The sequence below is a fragment of the Shouchella xiaoxiensis genome (genome assembly GCF_016907895.1).
Lineage (GTDB): Bacteria > Bacillota > Bacilli > Bacillales > Bacillaceae_D > Shouchella > Shouchella xiaoxiensis.
Window position 1 is genome coordinate 20,197 of the sequence record NZ_JAFBCV010000011.1, and the last position, 21,588, is coordinate 41,784.

20 protein-coding genes are annotated in these 21,588 nt (G+C 40.1%); 1 reads left to right on the forward strand and 19 read right to left on the reverse strand.

What is annotated here, in order from left to right:
• Nucleotides 1-18: 18 nt before the first annotated feature.
• The 13 genes from rfbD to JOC54_RS15840 form a co-directional block, all read right to left on the reverse strand.
• Nucleotides 19-870, reverse strand: coding sequence for a dTDP-4-dehydrorhamnose reductase (rfbD, locus tag JOC54_RS15780; RefSeq protein WP_204467370.1), 852 nt, complete (start codon nucleotides 868-870; stop codon nucleotides 19-21).
• Nucleotides 867-1,850, reverse strand: a complete 984-nt coding sequence (gene rfbB, locus JOC54_RS15785) for a dTDP-glucose 4,6-dehydratase (RefSeq protein ID WP_204467372.1) — start codon at nucleotides 1,848-1,850, stop codon at nucleotides 867-869. Before rfbB ends, rfbD begins: the two co-directional genes overlap by 4 nt.
• A 13-nt stretch (nucleotides 1,851-1,863) precedes the next feature.
• Nucleotides 1,864-2,409, reverse strand: coding sequence for a dTDP-4-dehydrorhamnose 3,5-epimerase (gene rfbC, locus JOC54_RS15790; protein WP_035418889.1), 546 nt, complete (start codon nucleotides 2,407-2,409; stop codon nucleotides 1,864-1,866).
• Between the two features lie 5 nt (nucleotides 2,410-2,414).
• Nucleotides 2,415-3,287, reverse strand: coding sequence for a glucose-1-phosphate thymidylyltransferase RfbA (rfbA, locus tag JOC54_RS15795; protein ID WP_035418887.1), 873 nt, complete (start codon nucleotides 3,285-3,287; stop codon nucleotides 2,415-2,417).
• A gap of 161 nt (nucleotides 3,288-3,448) precedes the next feature.
• Entirely contained in the window at nucleotides 3,449-4,264 is an 816-nt protein-coding gene (locus tag JOC54_RS15800; protein ID WP_204467374.1) for a carbohydrate ABC transporter permease, read from the reverse strand.
• Nucleotides 4,264-5,142 (reverse strand): carbohydrate ABC transporter permease, encoded by an 879-nt coding sequence (locus tag JOC54_RS15805; protein WP_437183561.1) that lies wholly within the window; start codon nucleotides 5,140-5,142, stop codon nucleotides 4,264-4,266. The genes JOC54_RS15800 and JOC54_RS15805 overlap by 1 nt, the downstream gene beginning before the upstream one ends.
• Nucleotides 5,143-5,288: 146 nt before the next feature.
• Nucleotides 5,289-6,569 (reverse strand): ABC transporter substrate-binding protein, encoded by a 1,281-nt coding sequence (locus tag JOC54_RS15810; RefSeq protein ID WP_204467378.1) that lies wholly within the window; start codon nucleotides 6,567-6,569, stop codon nucleotides 5,289-5,291.
• A gap of 110 nt (nucleotides 6,570-6,679) precedes the next feature.
• Complete coding sequence (locus tag JOC54_RS15815) at nucleotides 6,680-8,041, reverse strand: response regulator (RefSeq protein ID WP_239586778.1); 1,362 nt, start codon at nucleotides 8,039-8,041, stop codon at nucleotides 6,680-6,682.
• Nucleotides 8,042-8,056: 15 nt separating this feature from the next.
• Entirely contained in the window at nucleotides 8,057-9,493 is a 1,437-nt protein-coding gene (locus JOC54_RS15820) for a sensor histidine kinase (protein WP_204467383.1), read from the reverse strand.
• A complete protein-coding gene (locus tag JOC54_RS15825; RefSeq protein WP_204467385.1) occupies nucleotides 9,490-10,395 on the reverse strand; it encodes a substrate-binding domain-containing protein in 906 nt (301 codons plus the stop codon). Before JOC54_RS15825 ends, JOC54_RS15820 begins: the two co-directional genes overlap by 4 nt.
• Nucleotides 10,396-10,605: 210 nt before the next feature.
• A complete protein-coding gene (locus tag JOC54_RS15830; protein WP_035418881.1) occupies nucleotides 10,606-11,571 on the reverse strand; it encodes an ABC transporter substrate-binding protein in 966 nt (321 codons plus the stop codon).
• Between the two features lie 24 nt (nucleotides 11,572-11,595).
• Complete coding sequence (locus tag JOC54_RS15835) at nucleotides 11,596-12,384, reverse strand: ABC transporter permease (protein WP_204467388.1); 789 nt, start codon at nucleotides 12,382-12,384, stop codon at nucleotides 11,596-11,598.
• A complete protein-coding gene (locus JOC54_RS15840; RefSeq protein ID WP_204467390.1) occupies nucleotides 12,317-13,159 on the reverse strand; it encodes an ABC transporter ATP-binding protein in 843 nt (280 codons plus the stop codon). Before JOC54_RS15840 ends, JOC54_RS15835 begins: the two co-directional genes overlap by 68 nt.
• 346 nt (nucleotides 13,160-13,505) lie before the next feature.
• On the opposite strand from JOC54_RS15840, the gene JOC54_RS15845 reads away from it, so the two are divergent.
• The gene (locus tag JOC54_RS15845; protein ID WP_239586771.1) at nucleotides 13,506-15,026 is read left to right on the forward strand and encodes a BCCT family transporter; all 1,521 of its coding nucleotides are present in this window, start codon (nucleotides 13,506-13,508) and stop codon (nucleotides 15,024-15,026) included.
• Between the two features lie 46 nt (nucleotides 15,027-15,072).
• Here JOC54_RS15845 and JOC54_RS15850 read toward each other — a convergent pair whose 3' ends face one another.
• From JOC54_RS15850 to JOC54_RS15875, 6 genes are all read right to left on the reverse strand, one after another.
• Nucleotides 15,073-15,234 (reverse strand): hypothetical protein, encoded by a 162-nt coding sequence (locus JOC54_RS15850; protein WP_157684359.1) that lies wholly within the window; start codon nucleotides 15,232-15,234, stop codon nucleotides 15,073-15,075.
• A 55-nt stretch (nucleotides 15,235-15,289) separates the two neighbouring features.
• Nucleotides 15,290-16,990 (reverse strand): M3 family metallopeptidase, encoded by a 1,701-nt coding sequence (locus JOC54_RS15855; RefSeq protein WP_204467395.1) that lies wholly within the window; start codon nucleotides 16,988-16,990, stop codon nucleotides 15,290-15,292.
• Nucleotides 16,991-17,012: 22 nt separating this feature from the next.
• Nucleotides 17,013-17,972: a mannose-6-phosphate isomerase, class I gene (gene manA / locus JOC54_RS15860; protein ID WP_204467397.1), complete on the reverse strand. Its 960-nt coding sequence runs from the start codon at nucleotides 17,970-17,972 to the stop codon at nucleotides 17,013-17,015.
• 122 nt (nucleotides 17,973-18,094) lie between these two features.
• Complete coding sequence (locus JOC54_RS15865) at nucleotides 18,095-19,672, reverse strand: acetate--CoA ligase (protein ID WP_204467573.1); 1,578 nt, start codon at nucleotides 19,670-19,672, stop codon at nucleotides 18,095-18,097.
• 137 nt (nucleotides 19,673-19,809) lie between these two features.
• Nucleotides 19,810-20,646, reverse strand: a complete 837-nt coding sequence (locus JOC54_RS15870; RefSeq protein WP_204467399.1) for a carbohydrate ABC transporter permease — start codon at nucleotides 20,644-20,646, stop codon at nucleotides 19,810-19,812.
• A 15-nt stretch (nucleotides 20,647-20,661) separates the two neighbouring features.
• A complete protein-coding gene (locus JOC54_RS15875) occupies nucleotides 20,662-21,588 on the reverse strand; it encodes a carbohydrate ABC transporter permease (RefSeq protein ID WP_054794594.1) in 927 nt (308 codons plus the stop codon).

Genomic DNA, 21,588 nt, shown 5'->3' on the forward strand with positions numbered 1-21,588 from the left:
CTGTTCTTGAGCAAGGGGTTACTTTTGTCTTTTTTCTACTTTTAAATAAGTAAGAAGGGCATCACGCCAATGACGCATCTCTTTAAATCCATTTAGTTTTAAACTTTGATGAGCAAAAGCAGAATAGGCGGGACGAGGTGCTAAGCTAGGAAATTCTTCCGTTGTACACGGAATAACAGAGATTGGCTGTTTCGTATAGGAAAAAATAGCTTCTGCAAATTCATGCCAGCTGCAAGCTCCACTGTTCGAAATATGATACACACCAAAACAGTTTGACTTTATTAAGCTAAGAATAGCTTCAGCTAAATCCTCTGCATAGGTTGGTGAGCCTATTTGATCAGCAACAACTTTCAATTGCTCCTTCTCGTCTCCAAGTCGCATCATTGTTTTTACAAAGTTTTTTCCTTGATGACCAAACACCCAAGACGTTCTAACAATAAAAAACCGGGAGTGCAGGTCTCTCACATACGTTTCTCCAGCTAATTTTGATCGCCCGTAGACGCCAATAGGGGCTGTCATCGTCCACTCATCTATCGGCGCTTTGGCCTGACCATCAAAAACATAGTCTGTACTGATATACACGAATTTCGCCTGAATTGCTTCTGCAGCAAAAACTAGATTACGCGTCCCTACCGCATTTACTTGGTATGTTGTGTCCACTTCAACTTCAGCTTGATCGACGTGCGTGTATGCAGCGCAGTGAATGACAACATCAGGTTGCTCTCGAAATAGCATAGACTCTACTAGAGCACTATTCGTTATATCGAGCTCGTCTCTACTGTAAGCTAAGACTTCCATCCCAGCGCTAGAAGCACATCTTACAACAGCAGACCCTAACTGTCCCTTAGCTCCAGTTACGAGTATTCTCATTCCGCTCTCCGCCTGTACTCACCAGAAAGAACTCGCTGCCACCATTCTTTTTCTTGAATGTACCAATCAATGACTTCGACAATCCCTTCTTCAAAAGCATAATCCGCTTTCCAGCCTAATTCTGATTCGATTTTGCTCGCGTCAATTGCATAGCGCCGGTCGTGACCTAATCGATCACCTACAAATTGAATAAGAGATTTGGACACACCAAGAGTCTGTACAATTCGTTCGACAATTTCTATATTCGTGCGCTCATTTTGACCACCTATATTATAAACCTCTCCTGGCTTGCCTTTCCGCAAGACTAGGTTAATTGCTTTACAATGATCATCCACATGGAGCCAATCACGAACATGCAAACCATCTCCATAAACAGGTAGCGTCTTATTTTGCAGCGCATTCGTAATCATGAGTGGTATTAGTTTTTCTGGAAAGTGATACGGTCCATAGTTGTTCGAACATCTTGTAATGTTGACATCAAGTCCATATGTTTCATGGTAAGCACGAGCAAGTAAATCAGCCCCTGCTTTGCTGGCGGAATAAGGGCTATTCGGAGCGAGTGGCGAGAGTTCCGTGAAGTACCCACTTGTACCAAGGGAGCCATAAACTTCGTCGGTTGATACTTGAATAAATTTATGAATTCCGTGTTCCTTTGCTGCATTTAATAAGGTTTGAGTGCCAACAACATTTGTTTTAACAAACACATCAGCACCATTAATGCTGCGATCAACGTGAGATTCAGCAGCGAAGTGAATAATTGCTTCTATTTTATAGTCCGCTAATGTAGATTTGACTAAAGATTCATCACAAATATCGCCGTGAATAAACGTATACGCAGGAACTGAATTTAAGTTCTCTAAATTTCCTGCGTATGTTAATTTATCAAGTACATAAAGGTCATCTTCAGAGTGACGTTTTGCCAGAAAGCGCACAAAAGCACTTCCAATAAAACCCGCTCCACCTGTTATTAAAAGTTTCATTGCTTTCCTCCAATTAAAAATTCATTTCCGCTTGATGAAATAAAGGATGTACCCGGTCCTTCTTCGATAAAGTCGGCGCATAAGCGGGCCAGTCTATCGCAAGCTCAGGGTCGTTCCAGCGAATACCGCGATCATTTTTTGGTGAGTAAGCGTTATCTACTTTATACGCTACGATTGTATCTGGAACAAGTGTACAGAAACCGTGGGCAAATCCTTTGGGAACGACGAGTTGCGTTTGGTTTTCCGCACTTAGAATAACACCTACCCACTCTTTGTACGTCGGCGAATCTTTTCGGATATCCACTGCTACATCATAGATCGCCCCAGCAGCACAGCGCACGATTTTCGTCTGCGCATCTGGAGCCAATTGGTAATGAAGCCCTCGAATCGTTCCAGCTTGCTTGGATAGCGATTGATTATCTTGAATAAATTTTGAATCAACTCCAACTCGCTCGAATTGTTCTTGATTAAACGTTTCAACAAAATAACCACGATCATCACCGTATATTCTTGGTTGAAGTATGACAACTCCTGCTAATTTCGTTTTTTTGATCTCCAATGACGTTAACTCCTTTGCTCGGCAATTCGTATTAAATATGCACCATACTCATTCTTTTTCAGTGGTTGGGCAAGTTCTTGGAGCTTCTCAGCAGAGATATATCCCATCCGATAAGCAATTTCTTCAATACAGGCGATTTTTAAGCTTTGTCTTTTTTCAACCGTCTGGATGAACTGCGATGCTTCAAGAAGTGATTCATGCGTTCCTGTGTCTAACCAAGCAATTCCTCTTCCAAGTTTCTTTACATGAAGTTTACCTTGTTCTAAGTAAACACGGTTAATGTCCGTTATCTCTAATTCGCCCCGAGGAGAAGGCTTTAGCCCTTTAGCAATTTCCACCACTTGATTGTCATAGAAGTAAAGTCCCGTTACTGCATAATTTGATTTTGGTTTCGCAGGTTTTTCTTCAATAGAATTAACTCTCCCCTGTTCATTAAAATCAACAACACCAAAGCGCTCCGGGTCTTTCACATAATACCCAAACACGGTTGCTCCATCGTTCGATTGAATGGACTCTTTTAATAGTTCAGGAAGCCCGTGACCATAAAATAAATTATCGCCAAGAATTAATGCCACGTCTGATGTGCCAATAAAGTTCTCCCCAATTAGAAAAGCTTGAGCAAGTCCGCCAGGTTCTGGTTGGACTGCATACTCCAATTGAATGCCAAGTTCTTTTCCATTTCCTAACACTTGCTCATAACGTTCTGTATCCTCCGGAGTCGAGATAATCAGAAATTCTTTGATTCCCGTTAACATCAGCAAAGACAACGTATAATAAATCATTGGTTTGTCATAAATAGGGAGCAATTGCTTCGATATTGCTCTTGTAATTGGATATAACCTCGTTCCACTTCCTCCTGCAAGAATGATACCCTTCAAGTGAAACACCACCTCCCATTGAAAAGTACATATACATGTAATCTATGCGCCAAAATAAAAAACCTGCATCTTTTATGCAGATTCTTTCGTTAATGTCTTCTAGCAGATCTCTCACTATATCAAGCAAAAGAAAATACCGTTCGCATGCGAACGGTATTTTTTCACCCTTTTACTGAACCAGCGAGAAGACCACGAACAAAATATTTTCCTAAAAAAATATAAACAAGTAAAGTTGGTAAAGCAGCAAGGAGCGCACCTGCCATTTGTACATTCCACTGAACAATCTGACTACCAGACAAGTTCTGTAACGCCACCATAATTGGTTGATTTCCAGAATTCGTGATCGTTACAGCAAAGAGAAATTCATTCCATATGTTTGTAAACTGCCATATTGCAACGACCACAAAGCCCGTAATGGAGAGCGGTAGAATAATTCTGCGAAAGATCCCTAAAAAACTCGCTCCGTCTACCTTGGCTGCCTCAATCATTGTATCTGGAATGTTCGCATAAAAATTACGAAACATTAATGTGGTAATCGGTAGCCCATAGACAACATGAGCAAGAATTAAGCCCGGAATCGTATTGTATAAATCGATCGTTCTTAAAAATTGAATAAGCGGAATTAGAATGCTTTGGTATGGGATAAACATCCCAAAAAGCATACAGGTAAAAATAATTTCCGACCCTTTAAATCGCCATTTTGATAACACATATCCATTCATCGCACCGAGAAGTGCGGACAGAATGGTGGCTGGAATAACGAGGTACAGCGTGTTCACAAAATTAGGAGCTAGCGCATTAAATGCCTGCACATAACTTGAAAAATCAAGCGCTGATGGCAGCGTCCACATTGCGCTTAACGATACTTCATCCAGTGGCTTAACACTCGTTATTAAAATAACGTAAACCGGCGAGAGAAAGAAGATCGCTAGTGCAAATAAAACGATATATTTTGATACTTGGCTTAACTGACGCATTATCCTTCCCTCCTTTTATTATTCCATAAGTAAGGGACGATAAATAAAGCGACAAATACGAGCATAATCATAGCAATTGCCGCACCTTGACCATAATAATTTCCTCTAAACGTTGTCTCGAACATATACAACCCTGGAACATCTGTAACAAAATTTGCTCCTGGTCCGGTCATTGCATAAACGAGGTCAAATATTTTCAGCGAAATATGAGCCATAATAATGATGACGCTTAATGTTATCGGCCGAAGCATTGGAATGACGATCTTTCTGTAAATTTGACTTTCCGTTGCTCCGTCTACTCTAGCCGCTTCCCTTAGTTCATCGGGAATACCCCTTAATCCAGCCAAGTACATCGCAAGTGAAAACCCGGTCATCTGCCAGATCGCTGCAAGCACCACAGCTAAAATAGCAACAGGAACACCAAATTCTATTTCTCCCCACTGAAAACCTCCCAGAATGGTTGTATCGGTGTACCATAGTGGCTGTATATTAAAAAACGCCAAAAAATCATTGAATCCAGTTGAAGGATTTAACAACCACTGCCAAATAACACCTGTTACAACAAAAGAAAGCGCCATCGGAAAAAGAAAGATGTTCCTAAAGAAACCTTCTCCCAAAAGCTTCTTATCGAGCATTATGGCAATTCCTAAGCCTAAAATAATAACACCTGCGATAAAGAATAGAGTAAAAAACAGCGTGTTGCGTAAACCAGATTGAAACCGAAAATCTTCAAATAATCTCGTATAGTTTGATAAGCCGGCAAACGAAAAATCCGGAGCTAATGTGTTCCAGTTACTAAGCGATACGTATCCGGTCCAGCTAATGAAGCCATATACAAAGATTCCAATTAAGATAAGCGATGGCAACAGGAAAGCAATAGCTGTCCACTGATCTGTTGATCGTCGCTTTTTCTTTTTAGGTTTAAAGACAACCTCTTGCTCTGCAAGTGACGATTCATTGGCTTTCACTTGAGACTCCTCCTTTAGAAAAAACGGCCTGGCACTTACACCAGACCGTCTCTTGTTTATTCACTTCTTGCATTTTCAAGTGAGCTCAAGAATCGGTCTACGTCTCTTTGTGTAACAAAGATATTAACTGCTTGATTCGCCTGAGTTAGATATCCTTCTGACATGGCCGAACCATGAGCCAAGCTTGGCGTAAGCGCGCCATTTCGGAAGTCTTCAATAGCTGATTGACCATAAACATCGTAGTTGCTTTCATCTGCGTCAACTCTAGCAGGAATGCCGCCCTTAAGCGGATTGAATATATCCTGTGCTTCTGGTGTAGCTAACACACCTAAAAACTCTTTTACTTCATCTGGATTTGACACTCCACTAGGTAAACCAAATGTGTCACTTACCACATTAAACGATCCTTCTGTCCCCGGGAATGGGAAATAGCCATAGTCTTCGTTTACTGCAAGGTTAAGGTCATTAAGAAAGTACCCATGAGCCCAGTCACCCATATTAATCATCGCAGCTTCACCTTCGCCAACGAGCTGAGCTGAATCCTGCCAGTTTCTTGATGCATGATCTGTATTTACATAATCGAGTAGCTCACCAAATACTTCTGCTGCATGAACAACACTTGGATCTTCAAACGAAAGCTCCCCTTGCCACAGGCTGTTGTAAGCATCTGGTCCGAGCTCAGCAAGCAGGATATTTTCAAATAAATGAGTAGCTGTCCAAGGCTCCTGATCGCCTAGTGCGATAGGAGTAACTCCCGCAGCGTCTAGCACCTCTGCAACTTCTAACAGCTCCTCTAGAGACGTTGGCGGTTCAAGGCCATTCTCTTCAAACACGCTGAGATTATAGAAAACGACATTACTCCTGTGAATGTTCATTGGGACTGAATAAATCGTGCCTTCTGAACTAACCATTTCAATTAGTTCTTCTGGGAATTTATCCATTAGCTCATTTTCTTCATAAAAGTCATTTAATGGTTCCATCATATCAGCTGCAACCCATGTCTGAATTAATTCCTCTCCAGCATGAACTTGAAAAGTTGATGGCGGATCATTACCTTGCATTCTTGTAGCGAGAACCGCTTTAGCATTTGTTCCAGCACCACCTGCAACTGCAGCATTGTTAACGGTTAACTCAGGGTACTCCTCTTCAAAATAGTCAATTAGCGCAAGTAGCCCATCTTCTTCACCTGCACCTGTCCACCAGCTAAAAATTTCAATTTCTCCTTGCTCATCGCCACTACCGCTACCCTCTCCACCTACTCCTTCATCACTATTACAACCACTTAAAAAAACAGCTACTGATAAAGCTGAAATGAAAAACCAGCCCTTTCTCTGCATGTGTACACCTCCACTGTTATGATAACGCTTTCATAACTCAAGTATACGTTTCCTTTCTTTCAGGATAAACAGCCTGCATCCGCACTTTCTTTAGAAATGAAGTATTTTTTTTAGAATTGAAATTGACTTGGAGCGACTTGATAGTGTTTTTTAAACACCCTGCTAAAATAGTTCGGGTCATTGTATCCAACCATATAACTGATTTCTTTTAAACTATAGCGCTTTTGGATAAGGAGACTCATCGCTTTCTCCATACGTAGTCTTGTTACATAGTCAACGAAACTAAATCCAGTTGTTATTTTGAAAAGATTGGAGAAGTAAGCAGGACTGAGATGAACGTGTTCTGCTACTTCTTGTAAGGTAAATTGCTCATCATAATGATCTTTAAGCCATTGCTTAGCTCGCTCGATCTGGTTCATAGAATGATTATATACTTTGAATTGATCACAGCAATCCTCAATGTAGTGATACCAATCTCTTTCTGTTTGAAGCTGATGTAGTGTACGCCCTTGGCCATTTATGTTTCGTATTGTTAACAAGTGCTCAACCTGATAATAAAGCTGTTCTTTTTTAAAGGTGTCATTCCGTATTAAAACCATGAATTCTTCTAATGTCTTTGTTTTATCACCAGTTACAATCATCGTTAAAAAGTTGTTAAGGCGATTGGCTCTCCCCTCTTGGTCACTGCTTTTTTGCAGCATAGCCATTGCTTCAAAATAACTCTCTTGCAGGTTTTCATCGACTTGCTTTGGCTTACCAATACCAATCTCAACTTGTTTTCCATATTCATGCAAAATTCTTTTTCTCAATACATCCATATCTAAATGTAATTGGTTATTTTTGCTCAACGCAAGCACAATCCACCTGCAATCATATTCCTGTTTGTATACAATCAGATACCCATTTGACCAACTCTTTAAATTCTCCGTGACCTTTTCCATTACATAGCCTTCAGCTGGCTTGATTATCATTATAATTCCTGAAGAAGCATCTACTTGCATATGTTTATGGAGATTTAAAACAGCACCTTGTTTGTACAATAAGTTAATCATTAATAACTCTTCCCGTTGCGTTTTTTCTTGCTGCTTCAATCGCATTTTCTGCCAAACGGCTTCCTGGGCAGATTTTATGGCTTTGATCGTCTCTTCTTTTCTACTTGGTTTCAAGATGTAATCTCGGACCCCAGCAGAAAGAGCTTGTTTTGCATAAGCGAACGAATCATGAGCAGTTATCATAATAAACTGAGCGTCCGGTAAATAGGCTTTTATTTCTTCAATCGCTTCAAGACCATTAATTCCTGGCATATTAATATCCATTAAAAGCAAATCTGGTTTCGTTATTTTTGCAAGTTCAATTGCTTTACGGCCATTCTCTGCTTCCGCTACAATCTTTAAATCTGGAAATTGAATTTGTAAAAACTTAATCATCGCCTTACGTTCCAAAAGTTCATCCTCTGCAATAAGAACATTCATAGTATTCACCCTTTCCTACCTCTTATTGGTCAGAGGCAATCTCACACGGACCAATGTTCCCTCCCCCTCATCTGAATGAATTGATAGTAAATGATCTTCTTGGAAAAACAAGCTCAACCTTTTGCGGACATTAGCGATACCGATCTGAGTTGAATGACCATCTGCTACCTTATCCGTTACAAGTTGATCCATAACTTGTCTAATTTTCTCTTTTGTCATTCCAACTCCGTTATCTAGAACATCACAGATGATCTGATCCTGTTCACGGTAAATGCGTAATTCAATCTCCCCTCCCTCTTCAAGAAACTCAACGCCGTGAATACAGGCATTCTCAACTAATGGCTGCAAAATCAACCGGGGAACTAACACATCCAGCTGCTGTTCATCCTGTACAAGGCGAAAAGAAATTCGATCTTGAAAACGCGTCTGCTGAATATGAAAATAACTTTCAACAACTGCAACTTCCTCACTTAAGGCCACGGCCCGATCTGTTTTAGAATGGCTTAAATTATATCGAAGTAGAGCTGAAACAGAATCAATTAATCCTGAAGTTGTGTCTGCATTTTCAAGATATGCCATCTTTGAAACCGTATTAAGTGTGTTAAACAAAAAATGAGGATTCATCTGATTTTGTAAATGGCGAAATTCCAATTCAGATAGCAATCTTTCCATTTCCGCTTTCTCTTTTAGTTCTTCAATGTAAATAGTCAGGTCGTTTCTCATTAAATTGAATGAATCTCCCAGTAATTTAAGTTCATCATTGGTTTTTATATCAACTGGTGGACCAGAAAAATTCCCCTTAGAAACCTCTTTTGCAACTATAGAAAGCCGTTTTAAGGGTTTATTAATTCCTTCAGCAACCCATAAGGCAATTAAAGCTCCTAAAGAAACAGTTGTTGCAATGAGTGAGACAGTAAAATTGACATAGGTTTTATTCCGATCTTCCATCTCTTGGTACAGCGTTTGATAATCCGTTAATCTGATATCTATTAGATTTAATGTATCCGCTTGAATAAAGTTTGCTGTATTTTGAAGGTTTTGAAGAAACGAAGTATAACCTTCTACGTTATCTCGCAGGACAAATCCCACTGCAATTTCACTGTTCTGAATATGGGTATTAATAAGCTGTATATACGAATCGAGCTGAAATGCTTCTCCACCTTGTTCTGCCTTTAATTGATTTAGCATGGTTATCATATCCATACGATTATTAAAATAAGCTTGCAGCTGTTCGTCACTACGTTCGTTTAGATACGCTCTTGTATGTTCATATAAATCGCTGGCACTTTGTGATAGTTGATTATACAGTAAGAAGCGCTCAAACGACTCGTGGTATTCCGTCGATAATTTATTAGAACTTGCATACACAACAATAACAATGCCATTAAATAAGAGAATAAAAATGAAAAAACTTAATAGCAACTTCGTACGAATGGAGGAAAGTCGGTTCATTTCAGTCCAACTCCCTTTTCTCCTTCTAATATAAGTAACAGCTCTTCCATCGCTGCTTTTCCTAACTGTTCAGGTACCTCACCCTTGATTGTGAATTCTTCTCGCTCTAGATAATCAAATACATACATTGCTGGTTGACTTGCATTCATACTCTCTTGAACTCCTTGAATCATTCCGTTTCCATTTAATTCACTTAAACTTATTAAGGTTGTTAGCTGGGGGTTATCGCGCATTAAAGAATAAGTAGCTTGTGTAGCTGCAAACTCTGTGTGGGTTGCCTCAATTATGTCAACAACATGCATCCGCTCATTGTCAGCAAAAACCTGTTGTAAACCAGCCAATCTTTCCTGTTGATCTACAAGTTCCATTGATCCAGTTATAATACCAATAAACGCTTCTCCTTGTGATTGCTCTTCTATTTTATAGCCAAGCTCTTCACCTTCTGTAAAATGATTTGCACCTATGAATGCATGTCGCTGACTAAGAGGCATATCACTATGCACAGTTACAACCGGAATGCCCATTTCTTTTGCTTTAAAAACAAGTTGATTCGCTTCCTCACCAGCTATACCTTGCATAATGATGCCGTCCACATCTGTGGCAATCATACGATCTAAAGCTAATAGTGCTTCATCAATGTCCACATTCATTGATCCAACACTTTCTAAATAAATGCCGTTCATCACAGCTTCCGACCTTACACTCCGCTCAATTAATTGCCAGTAATGGCTTCCTCTATCAGTTGAAACAAATGCAACATGCTTCGTATATTGATTTTCCAAAGAAAGAGGCTCTGTTGAACGAAATGTCTCGTAGCCAAAAGAAATCGTTAGTAGTAAAAAAATTAAAAATAATGCACCGACTAAAAAAAATGCTCGAGGTTTTTGTTTATCTATTTTCATTAATCATCCACTCTCTTATATAACGTTGTTTAAAGACTGATAATGAAATTCAGTAATGGACTTTTACGGAAGCGCTTGCTTTTTTATGTTTTAAAAGACTTATCCACACTTGGCTCTATCTCTCCATACAATAGCACATCAATTTGATGCTATGGAAGCTGTCAATCAATAAAACCGTAGCGAGTGGGATTAAGCCCACTCGCTACGGTTTTATTCTAAATAACTTAAATCCACGAGTCCTTCAATATCCGTTGATGTCATTTGATCCGCTTCATGACTAATCTCTGCCATTTCTTGTAACACTTGTTCATTCACATCTGTGGTTGGGAACAATCGTTGCATGGACTGCTTAATTTCATCAATATCAAGCGTACTGCTCGTTTCTGCTTCAATATGCTGCACAAATAATTCAGCTGCTTCATCAGGATTCTCACTTACAAAATCAACCGCTCGTTGATGGGCGCGCAAATATGACCTTGTTAGTTCGTCATTTACTTCCATGAAATCATGAGTTGCTACAACTACTGTATTCGTCGATTCCTCACCCCATGCGAACTCATCCGCATCAAGCAAGAAGCTCGCATTTAGGTTATCCGCTAAATAGCTGCCCCAAGGCTCTTGAGTTGCCGCTGCTGCTACATCTTCTTGGCTAAACAAAGTAGATGTATCTGCAGGGGCTTGAGGGACAAGATTTACATCATCTGCATCAATTCCCGCGTCCGCTAACGCTTTTCGCAACATCAAGTCCTGAGTAGAGCCGTATGTTGGGATTGCTACACTTTCACCTACCAAATCAGCAACTGATTCAATCCCAGCACCTTCCCGTGCCATTAATACAGCTCCACCATTTACTGCACCTGCCACAATTGAGTGGGCTGGATTACGCGTATACGTATTCATCGCGGGCCCTGGACCCACTGTACCGATATCTACCTCGTTTGCCGTCATCGCTTCCATAAAGGCGCCACCGTCAGGGACTGTACGTGTTGTTATTGACACATCGTCTCCAAGCTCCTCCGCAAAATAATCGTTTTCTAACGCAACGATTGTTGCAATATGCGTTAAGTTTGGAAAGTACGCTATCCTCACTTCTCCTTCTGTTGCCCCGCTACCGCATGCACCAAGAATAGCCGCCGTACCTACAGCACCAATAGAGCTTTTTATCCATGTTTTCATCTTATTATCTCCTTATCTTCAGCTTTAATTTAAACTGGGCTTGAGACCCCATTTTTTCTGGACAGACCGTTCCATCCTTAAAAAGACCAGATTGTCTACAAGAGTTCCTACAATCCCAATGATAATCATAATAGATAAAACGAGATCCATATTTTGCAAGGATCGTCCTAAATTGAGTAAATAACCTAAACCACCAGCACCACCAAGCATTTCACCAGCCATAATGGCGCGCCATGCAAACGCCCATGCCATTCTTAATCCTGAGATTAAATGCGGAACCGACGCAGGTAAGATAACCGTTCTTGCTAAGTGACTTCCACTTGATCCTAATGTTTTTGCTACATTCATATATAAATTCGGTACGTTCTTAAAACCCGTACTTGCACTTACGGTCATTGTCCATGTAGCGCCAATTGTCACAATGAATAAAATCGATGCATTGCCCATACCAAACCAAATAATTGCCAGAGGAAACCAGACAATACTGGGAATTGATTGAAGTGCAGTTACCAAAAAACCTAATGTGTCATCAACAAGTTTGTAGCGAGCAATTAAGTAACCTAGGAATAAACCAAGACTAATGGCAATTAAAAAACCAATAAGCAAACGCCCAAGCGTAAGCCCCGTTGCCTCTAAAATTTGACCACTAAGAATCCCATTAATTAAGGTTCCCATGACCGTTACTCCACCTGGATCATTTGGTATTAGAAGAGGGGGAAACGATATGGTCGGAAATACACCTGATTTAGATATGATCTCCCATATGGCCACGATCATCGCGATGAACACGATTCGTCTTATAGCTGTAACCATCTCCAAACTCCTCCTTTAACACTTTTTCCATTTCCTCTTCCAGTTCTCCGAGGATACGCCGTTCTAAATCAACAACGTTGCTATCTGAAGGGTCTCGTGGCAACGCTGCCTGAACCGAGAATTCTCGCTTAATGTTTCCTGGCCTTGTACCCATTAATACAATTCGATTAGAGAGCATAACAGCTTCTCGAATATTGTGGGTAATAAATAAGATGGTTTTCCCTGTCTGCGCCCATATCTCTAACAATTCTTTATGGAGAACCATTCTTGTCTGTTCATCTAGTGCCGCAAAAGGCTCATCCATTAAAAGAATATCTGGGTCCATCACAAGCGCACGAGCAATCGCCACCCGTTGCTTCATTCCCCCAGAAAGCTCATGAGGATAAGCTTTTGTAAACTGTCCAAGGTGAACCATTCGGAGTCCTTCCTCGGCTTTTTTGTTTATTTCACTTGTGGATAAACCTTTTAATTTCAAACCGTATGTCACGTTTTCAAACACGGTCATCCACGGGAATAATCCTGCTTCTTGAAAAACAACAACTCGATCATTCCCGGGCTTTTTTACGACTTGTTCGTTTGCTATTACTTCTCCACTAGTCGGTTTTTCAAGCCCCGCAATTAAATTTAATATTGTTGATTTTCCACAGCCCGATGGTCCGAGCAATGATAGAAAATCACCTTGATTAATCGTTAAATTAATATCACTCAATACATGAAGTGATTCTTTTTTATTTTTCTGAAATGATTTTTCAACATGTTTTAATTGAACCTGCACGTTTATTCCCCCCCTTAAACCTACAAAACCTAGTTATATGATATGTTTAATAGTTTTTTAAGTTTAAGCCATGTATACAGGACCGTCAAGAATTTTGTGTAAATTACTTTCCTTCACAGTTTTTATTGATCTTTATGCTTAAATTCCTAGCGTATTTTTATCCATTCTAGATGTTAACAATCGATTTTTTGCCATTTATCCTTTTCGCTTATATGTAAGCGCCCTCTTTCATGATCGGATAAATACTTCCATTTTACACAACATAATAAAGATTAAACGTCAGCTTGTCATGACGAAATTTGTATGGTATGATTCGAAACTTATGACTGAAACTCAGGAGGAACACTTGAAAAACTTAAAACTTGACTGGCCAGTACTTGCACTATCTGGTGGTTTTTTGCTCTTATTTATTATTGCTTCTATTGTAAATGCAGGTTTTGTCGGCAACCTTGTTAACACGGGTTTTGCCTGGTCATCACTTAATTTTGGAGCTTTCTGGCAAGTTCTGATGATCGTAACCTTTATCATTGCGGTCTTTATGAGCCTCACAGAACTTGGGACGGTTCGATTAGGCGATTCACTTAAACCTAAATTCTCATACTTTAAGTGGTTTTCTATGATTATGATTACCCTACTCGCAGGTGGTGGCGTATTTTGGGCTGCTGCTGAACCCATGTACCATTATTTAGATACTCCTCCGATGTTTACTGAGATGGGTGCTGAAGCGACAGATGTACAGGCGGGTCTATCAGCAGGGTTCTTGCATTGGGGCTTTCTCGCGTGGAGTATTTTAGGAACTCTTGGCGTTGTCGTCCTCATGTATGCACGAAAAAAAGGGCAGCCCCTTAAACCACGAACTCTTCTCTACCCAATATTTGGTGAAAAAATCATGAAAAAGAGCGTGCTTGGTACGTCCATTGATGTTTTTTCAATCCTTGCTGCTTGCGCTGGCACAATTGGACCAATTGGGTTTTTAGGGTTACAAGCAGGCTACGGGTTAAATATGCTGTTTGGTTTACCAGATACATTTGCCATTCAGTTTGCGATGATTTTCTTTTTAGTTGGAATTGCTGCTGTCTCAGCAGCTACAGGAATCAATAAAGGAATTCAGTGGTTAAGTAGCTTTAACGTTATTGTTACAGTTATACTTGCAGCCTCGATCCTAATTCTTGGACCTGCACGCTTTATTATTGATTCATTCGTCAGTAGTTATGGTTCTTACTTACAAAACTTCCTTCCGATGAGTTTGTATCGGGGTGATGAAGGATGGCTATCTGGCTGGACCATCTTCTTCTGGGGTTGGTTTATTGGCTATGGACCAATCATGGCTATATTCATTTCTAGAATATCCGACGGAAGAACGATCCGTGAATTGTTTTTAACCGTTGCATTTCTAGCACCAGTCGTAACAAATTTCTGGTTCACTGTTGTTGGAGGAACTGGGATCTTCTTTGAAATGAATGACCCAGGATCAGTTAGTAACATGCTCAATGAAGGTGGATTACCCGCTTCCATTTTTGCGATTGTCAATCAGCTCCCTCTCGGTGCTATCTTTGCCTTCTTATTTATTTTTGTTACTTGTGTATTTGTAGCAACAACTGCCGATTCCATCTCCTATTCGATCTCAATGATTATTACAGGTTTGGAGACGCCACATAAAAGCATCCGTATTTTTTGGGCACTTGCATTTGGCGCAGTAGCAGCCGTTCTTCTTTACATTGGTGAAGGTAGTATTGATTCATTGCAATCATTTATTGTCATCACCGCTGTACCAGTGTCACTTGTTATGTTACCAACACTGTGGCTAGCTCCTCTTACAGCAAAGAAATTATTAAAAGAGCAGAAGCGCTCTCAGGAAAAACTGTAAACACCGCATAAAAGCCATAAGCTGAACCAAATGAAACTGGTCCAGCTTATGGCTTTTTATTGATTTTATTCTTTTTTAGTAATTGGTCTAATTGCATTGTAATTTGCATTAAAATCCCAGCTATAAGTCCAAGCATCACACCTAGTTGACCAGCTGTTACAAATCCAATCAGTACACCTGCTAGTAAGTACAGTATCAGAGAATTCATTAAACACCTCCTAAACATGATTGTTGACCTTTTATTTAACTACAACATTTCCTTGCTACATATCATGCCAGCTTTTGATTTCACTCAAAAGTTTACCTACAACTACTTCCCAGAAAGCTGGTTCAGACAAATTGATTTGAAAATGGTTTAGAATAAGGTCTTTTATCGGCATTTTCCCTGTTTCACTTAAGAGTAGGCCAAATTTATTAACAAAAGCAGCATCTTTGCTTGCTAACTCCACTAAACCTTGGCTTATTAAAAAACCAAAAGTATAAGAATAATTATAAAAAGGGAATTCCGCCATAAAGAAATGACTCTGCTTGATCCATTTATAACGCTCATATCCAGTAAAGACAGCACCAAAAGCTTCTTGCTGACTAGAAAGAGAGAGCTGTTCTAACTCTTCAGTGATTAGTGGACCATCTTTCCGTTTTTGACAAACAGCCTCTTCAAACAGAAAGGCAGAACGAATGGACATCAGGTAATGAACCATCTGCTCGATTTTCCAGCTAAGCATTTGCTTTCTCAAAGCTTTATTCCGTTCATCTGCAACCAATGAATCGATTACTATCGTTTCAAAAAAGATTGATGCCGTTTCTGCTGAAGTCATCTCAAACCTTTCGTCCGAGAAGTAAAGATTGTTTGCACATTCCATTTGCTTGAAATGCCACGCATGTCCAATTTCATGAGCAAGTCTGCGCACACTATCAATTGATTCATCGTACGCAAGGGATATTCTTGATTCTCCTTTCGTCAAGAATGGCGCGCAAAAACCACCTTGTTTACGCTCATGGAGCGTCGCATCAACCCAGCCCTGTTCAAGCGCCTTATGTACAAAACTACCCAATCGTTGATCAATAGCTGATAATGAATCACCAATTCTTTCAACCGCTTCATGAAAACGAATGTTCACTTGAACTTTTTTTGAACGAGTCATGTAGTCGTACCAGGATACCCGCTTCCCGTCTTCACGCTTTACAATGTACGATGTCAACGCAGGGATTAACTGATCGACTGTTTTCCACATAAGTTTGAGAGTATCATTCGTTATTCCATTACTCTTCAATGACTCGGCAAGCGGATTGGTTTTATCATATTGAGACTCTGTTATCCTCGTCTGAATTAATTGATTATACATTATCGCAAAAAAAGGAGCCTGCTTTTCAAGCGCTTGGTTCAAATCCGCTACTATAGTTTCATCGCTTTTTTCATTTGAATTATGAAGAGCAATCTTATTTGCTTCTGCAATCGAAAGTTTGCCTCCTGTTAAACGATTCGTTACAACTAATTGCTTTTTCATCTCATTTATCGCTAATTCTACTGATTTCTTTGTTTCTCCTGCCATTGAAAATAAAGCAGTCTCCGCCTCTGATGGAGTCGTGCTTGTTACACGACTTACATCAAATTGACCTTCCAGTCCTTCGTTAAATAGCGCTTGTTCATCAAGACTTAGTTTGGCATACAACTGACTCTGTCTGTTAAGAACGCGTTTCATTTTCATTTTTAAGCTTCGCTCATGCTCACGAACAATCGTTAAAACGGATTGCGCTGCACCTTCCATTAGAAGAATATAATAAAGCGAATCAAACGCTTCAATCTCGCTAATGGTTGTGGCAACGTCTTTCCATTCCTTAAGAGAAAGCAGCGATTCTCTGTTCTCCAATTGTCCTAACATTTCACTAAGACGTTTACTTTCTCTGTTTACCTCTTCTTCACCATTGTAAATGCGAGTCAAATCCCATTTTTGTAGATTCATTTCCACTCATTCCATTCGCTTATTATGTATGGCTTATAATAGCTTCTATATTCCCTCTTAGTTTAAAAGTAGAAACAATCTCCTTAGGAATCACTAGGTGGTCACCTTTTTTAAGTTCGAATGTTTTCTCATCAGCTTCCAAAACTCCATCACCTGTTAGAACACTGACGAGTAAATAAGGAGCATCAATTTGATTTTCCCACAATCCCGCTACCGTTACCTTGAATACTGAAAAAAACGGGGTAGTGACAAGTTTCAATAGTTGATTTCCTTCTTCAGCTAGGATTACCTCAGGCTTTACTGAATAAGGTTCATGGGGAACCATCGTTACTTGCTTCGCTTTATCAAGATGGAGTTCCCTTTTCTTCCCTTCGTCATCGGTTCGATCAAAGTCATACACACGGTAGGTCGTATCTGAACTTTGTTGTGTTTCTAAAATGACACTGCCAGCACCGATCGCATGAATTGTTCCACTTGGCACATGAAAAAAATCACCGGTCTTGATTGGAACACGCTTTAATAATTGACTCCACTCTTCGGTTGTAATACGTTCTTCAAACTCTTCAGATGTTGCTGCGGTATGGCCAAGTATTAGCTCTGAATCTGCTTCAGCACTTACAACATACCAGCATTCAGTTTTTCCATACGCTTCTCCATCTTCAAGTAATGAGGCTTGATCATCATTCGGGTGAACTTGCACAGATAAGTCCTCTTTTGCATCTAACAGCTTAACGAGCAACGGAAACTCTGTCGTCGTCTCTCCCCCAAACAATTCAGGTTCGGCCCGCCACAACTCTTCTAATGATTTGCCTTTAAACTGGCCAGACCGCACAATGCTCATCCCGTTTTGATGGGCTGAGATCCCCCAGCATTCTCCTGTCTTCTCATAAGGCAAATCATAGCCAAACGCACTTAATTTTTGCCCGCCCCAAATACGTTCTTGAAAAACAGGCGATAGATAAATAGGTTCGTCTATTTTCATTTTCAACCACTCCTTTAAAATTCCTCATAAAAGCGTATCACGAAAGGAACGATTCGACCATGAGAAAAGGCATTTAACCAAATTAAATAGGGTATAGTTCAATTAGAACTATACCGGCTAACTCATGTGTGATACCGCTCATTTTCACGTTTTCTAAGTTCAATTCTCCGCGTTTTTCCGGACACTGTTTTAGGCAGTTCATCAATAAACTCAATCACTCGTGGATACTTGTAAGGAGCTGTTTCCCTTTTTACAAACTCCTGTAGTTCTATCGCAAGTTCATCAAGCTGATTCATTTCTCGGTTTAATACGACAAACGCCTTTACGATGCTGCCTCTTACTTCGTCTGGACTGGCAACAACTGCACACTCCTTCACATCCGGATGCTTCGTTAATGCATCTTCCACTTCGAAAGGACCAATCGTATAGCCAGAGGAAATAATGATGTCATCACCTCTTCCTTCAAACCAGTAATACCCCTCTTCATCTTGCTTCGCTAGATCACCCGTTACATAGTAATCACCAATAAAAGCTTGTTTGGTTCTTTCACTATCTTGATCATAGCGTTGGAATAAGGCTGGAGCTGACTTATGTACAGCAATCATCCCCACTTCTCCAATCGGTGCCTCTTCTCCTAATTCTGTTATAAGTTTAACTCCATTTCCGACCGTTGGCTTCCCCATAGAACCGGGGCGAGCTTCCATCCCAATCATTGTTCCGATTAACAACGTATTTTCCGTTTGTCCATAGCCATCACGAACGGTTAAACCAAACTCTTCTTGAAATGTTGATATGACTGCGCGATTTAATGGCTCTCCAGCAGAAACCGCCTGCTTAACGCTATCAAGTTTGTACGTTGAGAGCGCCTCTTCTTTTGCAAGCATGCGATATTCTGTTGGAGTCGCGCAAAATACCGATACTTGATAGTCATCAATTAATTGAAGGTATTTTTTTGCATCAAAAGGACCATCGTAAACGAATGCAGTCGCATGTTTACCGATCACAGATAAAAACGGGCTCCAAACCCACTTTTGCCAACCAGGAGCAGCTGTCGCCCAGACGACATCACCTTTATTCACTCCTAACCATTCTGTAGATGCTGTTTTCAAATGAGCATACGCCCATCCTTGTGTATGAACAACTGCCTTAGGATTTCCTGTTGTTCCTGACGTATACGGCAGGAACGCAACATCATCCTTCGTCGTCTCAACTTGATAGTAATCGCTTTCATTTTCCTGAAGTAAGTGAAGATCATGCCATCCCTCTGCGGACTGAGCAAACACTCCTTTTACTTTTAATGAAGGAAGCTCATCCGTTATCTTATCTACCTCTTCTGTTAAGCTACCGTATGCGATTACACCTTTTGCCTTAGCATGCTGAATCCGATATGCAAGATCTTTTGCCCGTAACATTCCAGAACAAGGTATAATGGCAAGTCCCGCTTTTATACACGCTAAATAAGTCGCATACGCTTCAGGAACTCGTGGAAAAAGCAGAAGAACACGATCATCTTTCTCTAGCCCAAGCGTCATAAAGACATTTGCTAATTGATTCATCCTTTTAATTAATTGGCGATAATTCCACTCCACTTGATCTCCTTGATCATTCCTCCATATAATTGCTAATTGCTCAAGGTCTGCTTCCTTTTCGACTTCTTCTGCTAAATTATAATGTTGTGGAATTGTAACTGTTTGCTCCATCACCTACGATGCCACTCCTTTCATTACTTATCTTCATTATAAAGAACATTTATTTTTTTGAAAAGAATAAGTAATTAGAAATAATGATGAACCCAACAAAAAAGTCAGCACTCTCATCAGAGCGCTGACTTTTTACCTTATCCTTTAATACCGGTAAACGTAATTCCGTTAATAAAGGTTTTCTGCATGAAAAAGAAAAGCACGATAATTGGAAGTGTCATCATTGTTGAAAGAGCCATCATTAGATGCCACTGAGAGCCTTGTTGATTTTGGAACTGCTGAAGTCCAAGCGATAATGTATATGAAGCTTCTTCTGTTAAATATATGAGTGGCCCTAAGAAGTCTGTCCACGATGCCATGAATTGGAACAAAGCAATTGCTAATATAGCGGGCTTGGCAAGAGGGAACATGATTTGCCAATAGATACGCCATTCACTTGCACCATCGATTTTGGCTGCTTCCCTTAACGTATCAGGCAGCCCTTTAAAGAATTGACGCAAGAGGAATATTGAAAAAGGTACGCCAAAGAAAGCAGGTACAATGAGCGGAAGATTCGTTCCTACCCAACCAAACTGATTAAACAGCAAAAACAAAGGAATCATCGTTACTTGAGCAGGAATCATCATAACGCCAATCGTTATCGCAAACATGGTATTCCTTCCACGCCATCTTAACTTGGCGAAGCTATAGGCCACTAATGGGCAGGAAATCACTACACCAAGCGTACTCAAACCAGTGATTACGGCTGTGTTATAGGTGTACGTCCAAAAGGGAATGTATTTTGTTGCTTCAATATAATTTTCCCATTGAAAAGGTCGGGGCAAAAATTCAGGCGGAAACGTGAATACTTGAGTGATCGGCTTAAACGATGTTGATACCATCCAGATAAACGGAATTAAGAATACAATAGATGCTGCCACTAAAACAATATGAGCATACACACTTTTCAGTTTTTTCTTTTTCAACGCGTCCATATCCTTCCCCTCCCTTTAATCTCCTTGATAATGAACCCAACGTTTTGAACTCCAAAATACGAGCGCCGTTAAAAGCATGATAATAATAAACAAAATCCAAGCCATCGCAGAAGCATAGCCCATTCTAAAGTAGCTAAACGCATTGTCATACAAGTACATGACGTAGAAAGTTAACGAGTCTGCTGGACTACCAGTTCCGTTCGTCATTGTGTATGGCAAAGTGAACTGCTGCAAGGCTCCTATGATACCCATAATCAAATTAAAGAAAATAACCGGTGTCAATAGCGGTATTGTAATCCGGAAGGTTTTTTGCAAGAAACTTGCTCCGTCTACTTCCGCAGCCTCATAATACTCTTGTGAAATATCACTTAAGCCGGCTAAATAAATAATAACCGCTTGCCCAATCCCCCATAGTGACATAAGAATAAGTGACGGTTTTGACCAGAATGTACTACCCAACCAAGGTGGTCCCTGAATACCGACAAAGTCGAGCAAGGCATTAACCAAGCCAAACTGTGGATTCAATATCCAGATCCATAGAATTGCTAGAGCAACGTGAGGAACGAGTGTGGGCAAAAAGAATATCGTTCGATAAATGGCCATTCCTCGAACTTTCATATTTAATACCATTGCTAAAGCAACTCCAAAAATAATGCTTAATGGAACAAACAATAAAGCAAAGTAAAGTGTGTTGTAGATGGAAATCCAAAACAAATCATCTTGGAATAACTCACGGTAGTTAGCTAAGCCAATAAATTCACCGCTCTGTAAAATACTAAAGTCGGTAAAGCTATAATAAATCGAGGATATTAATGGGTACGCAAAAAATAGCAACAACCCTATCACCCAAGGAAGAGCAAACAACCAGCCTGTCAAGCTCTCGTTGGACCTTCTTTTGCTTTTCCTAACTTTAGGTGACTTTCCTGTTTCTAGTTTCTCCAT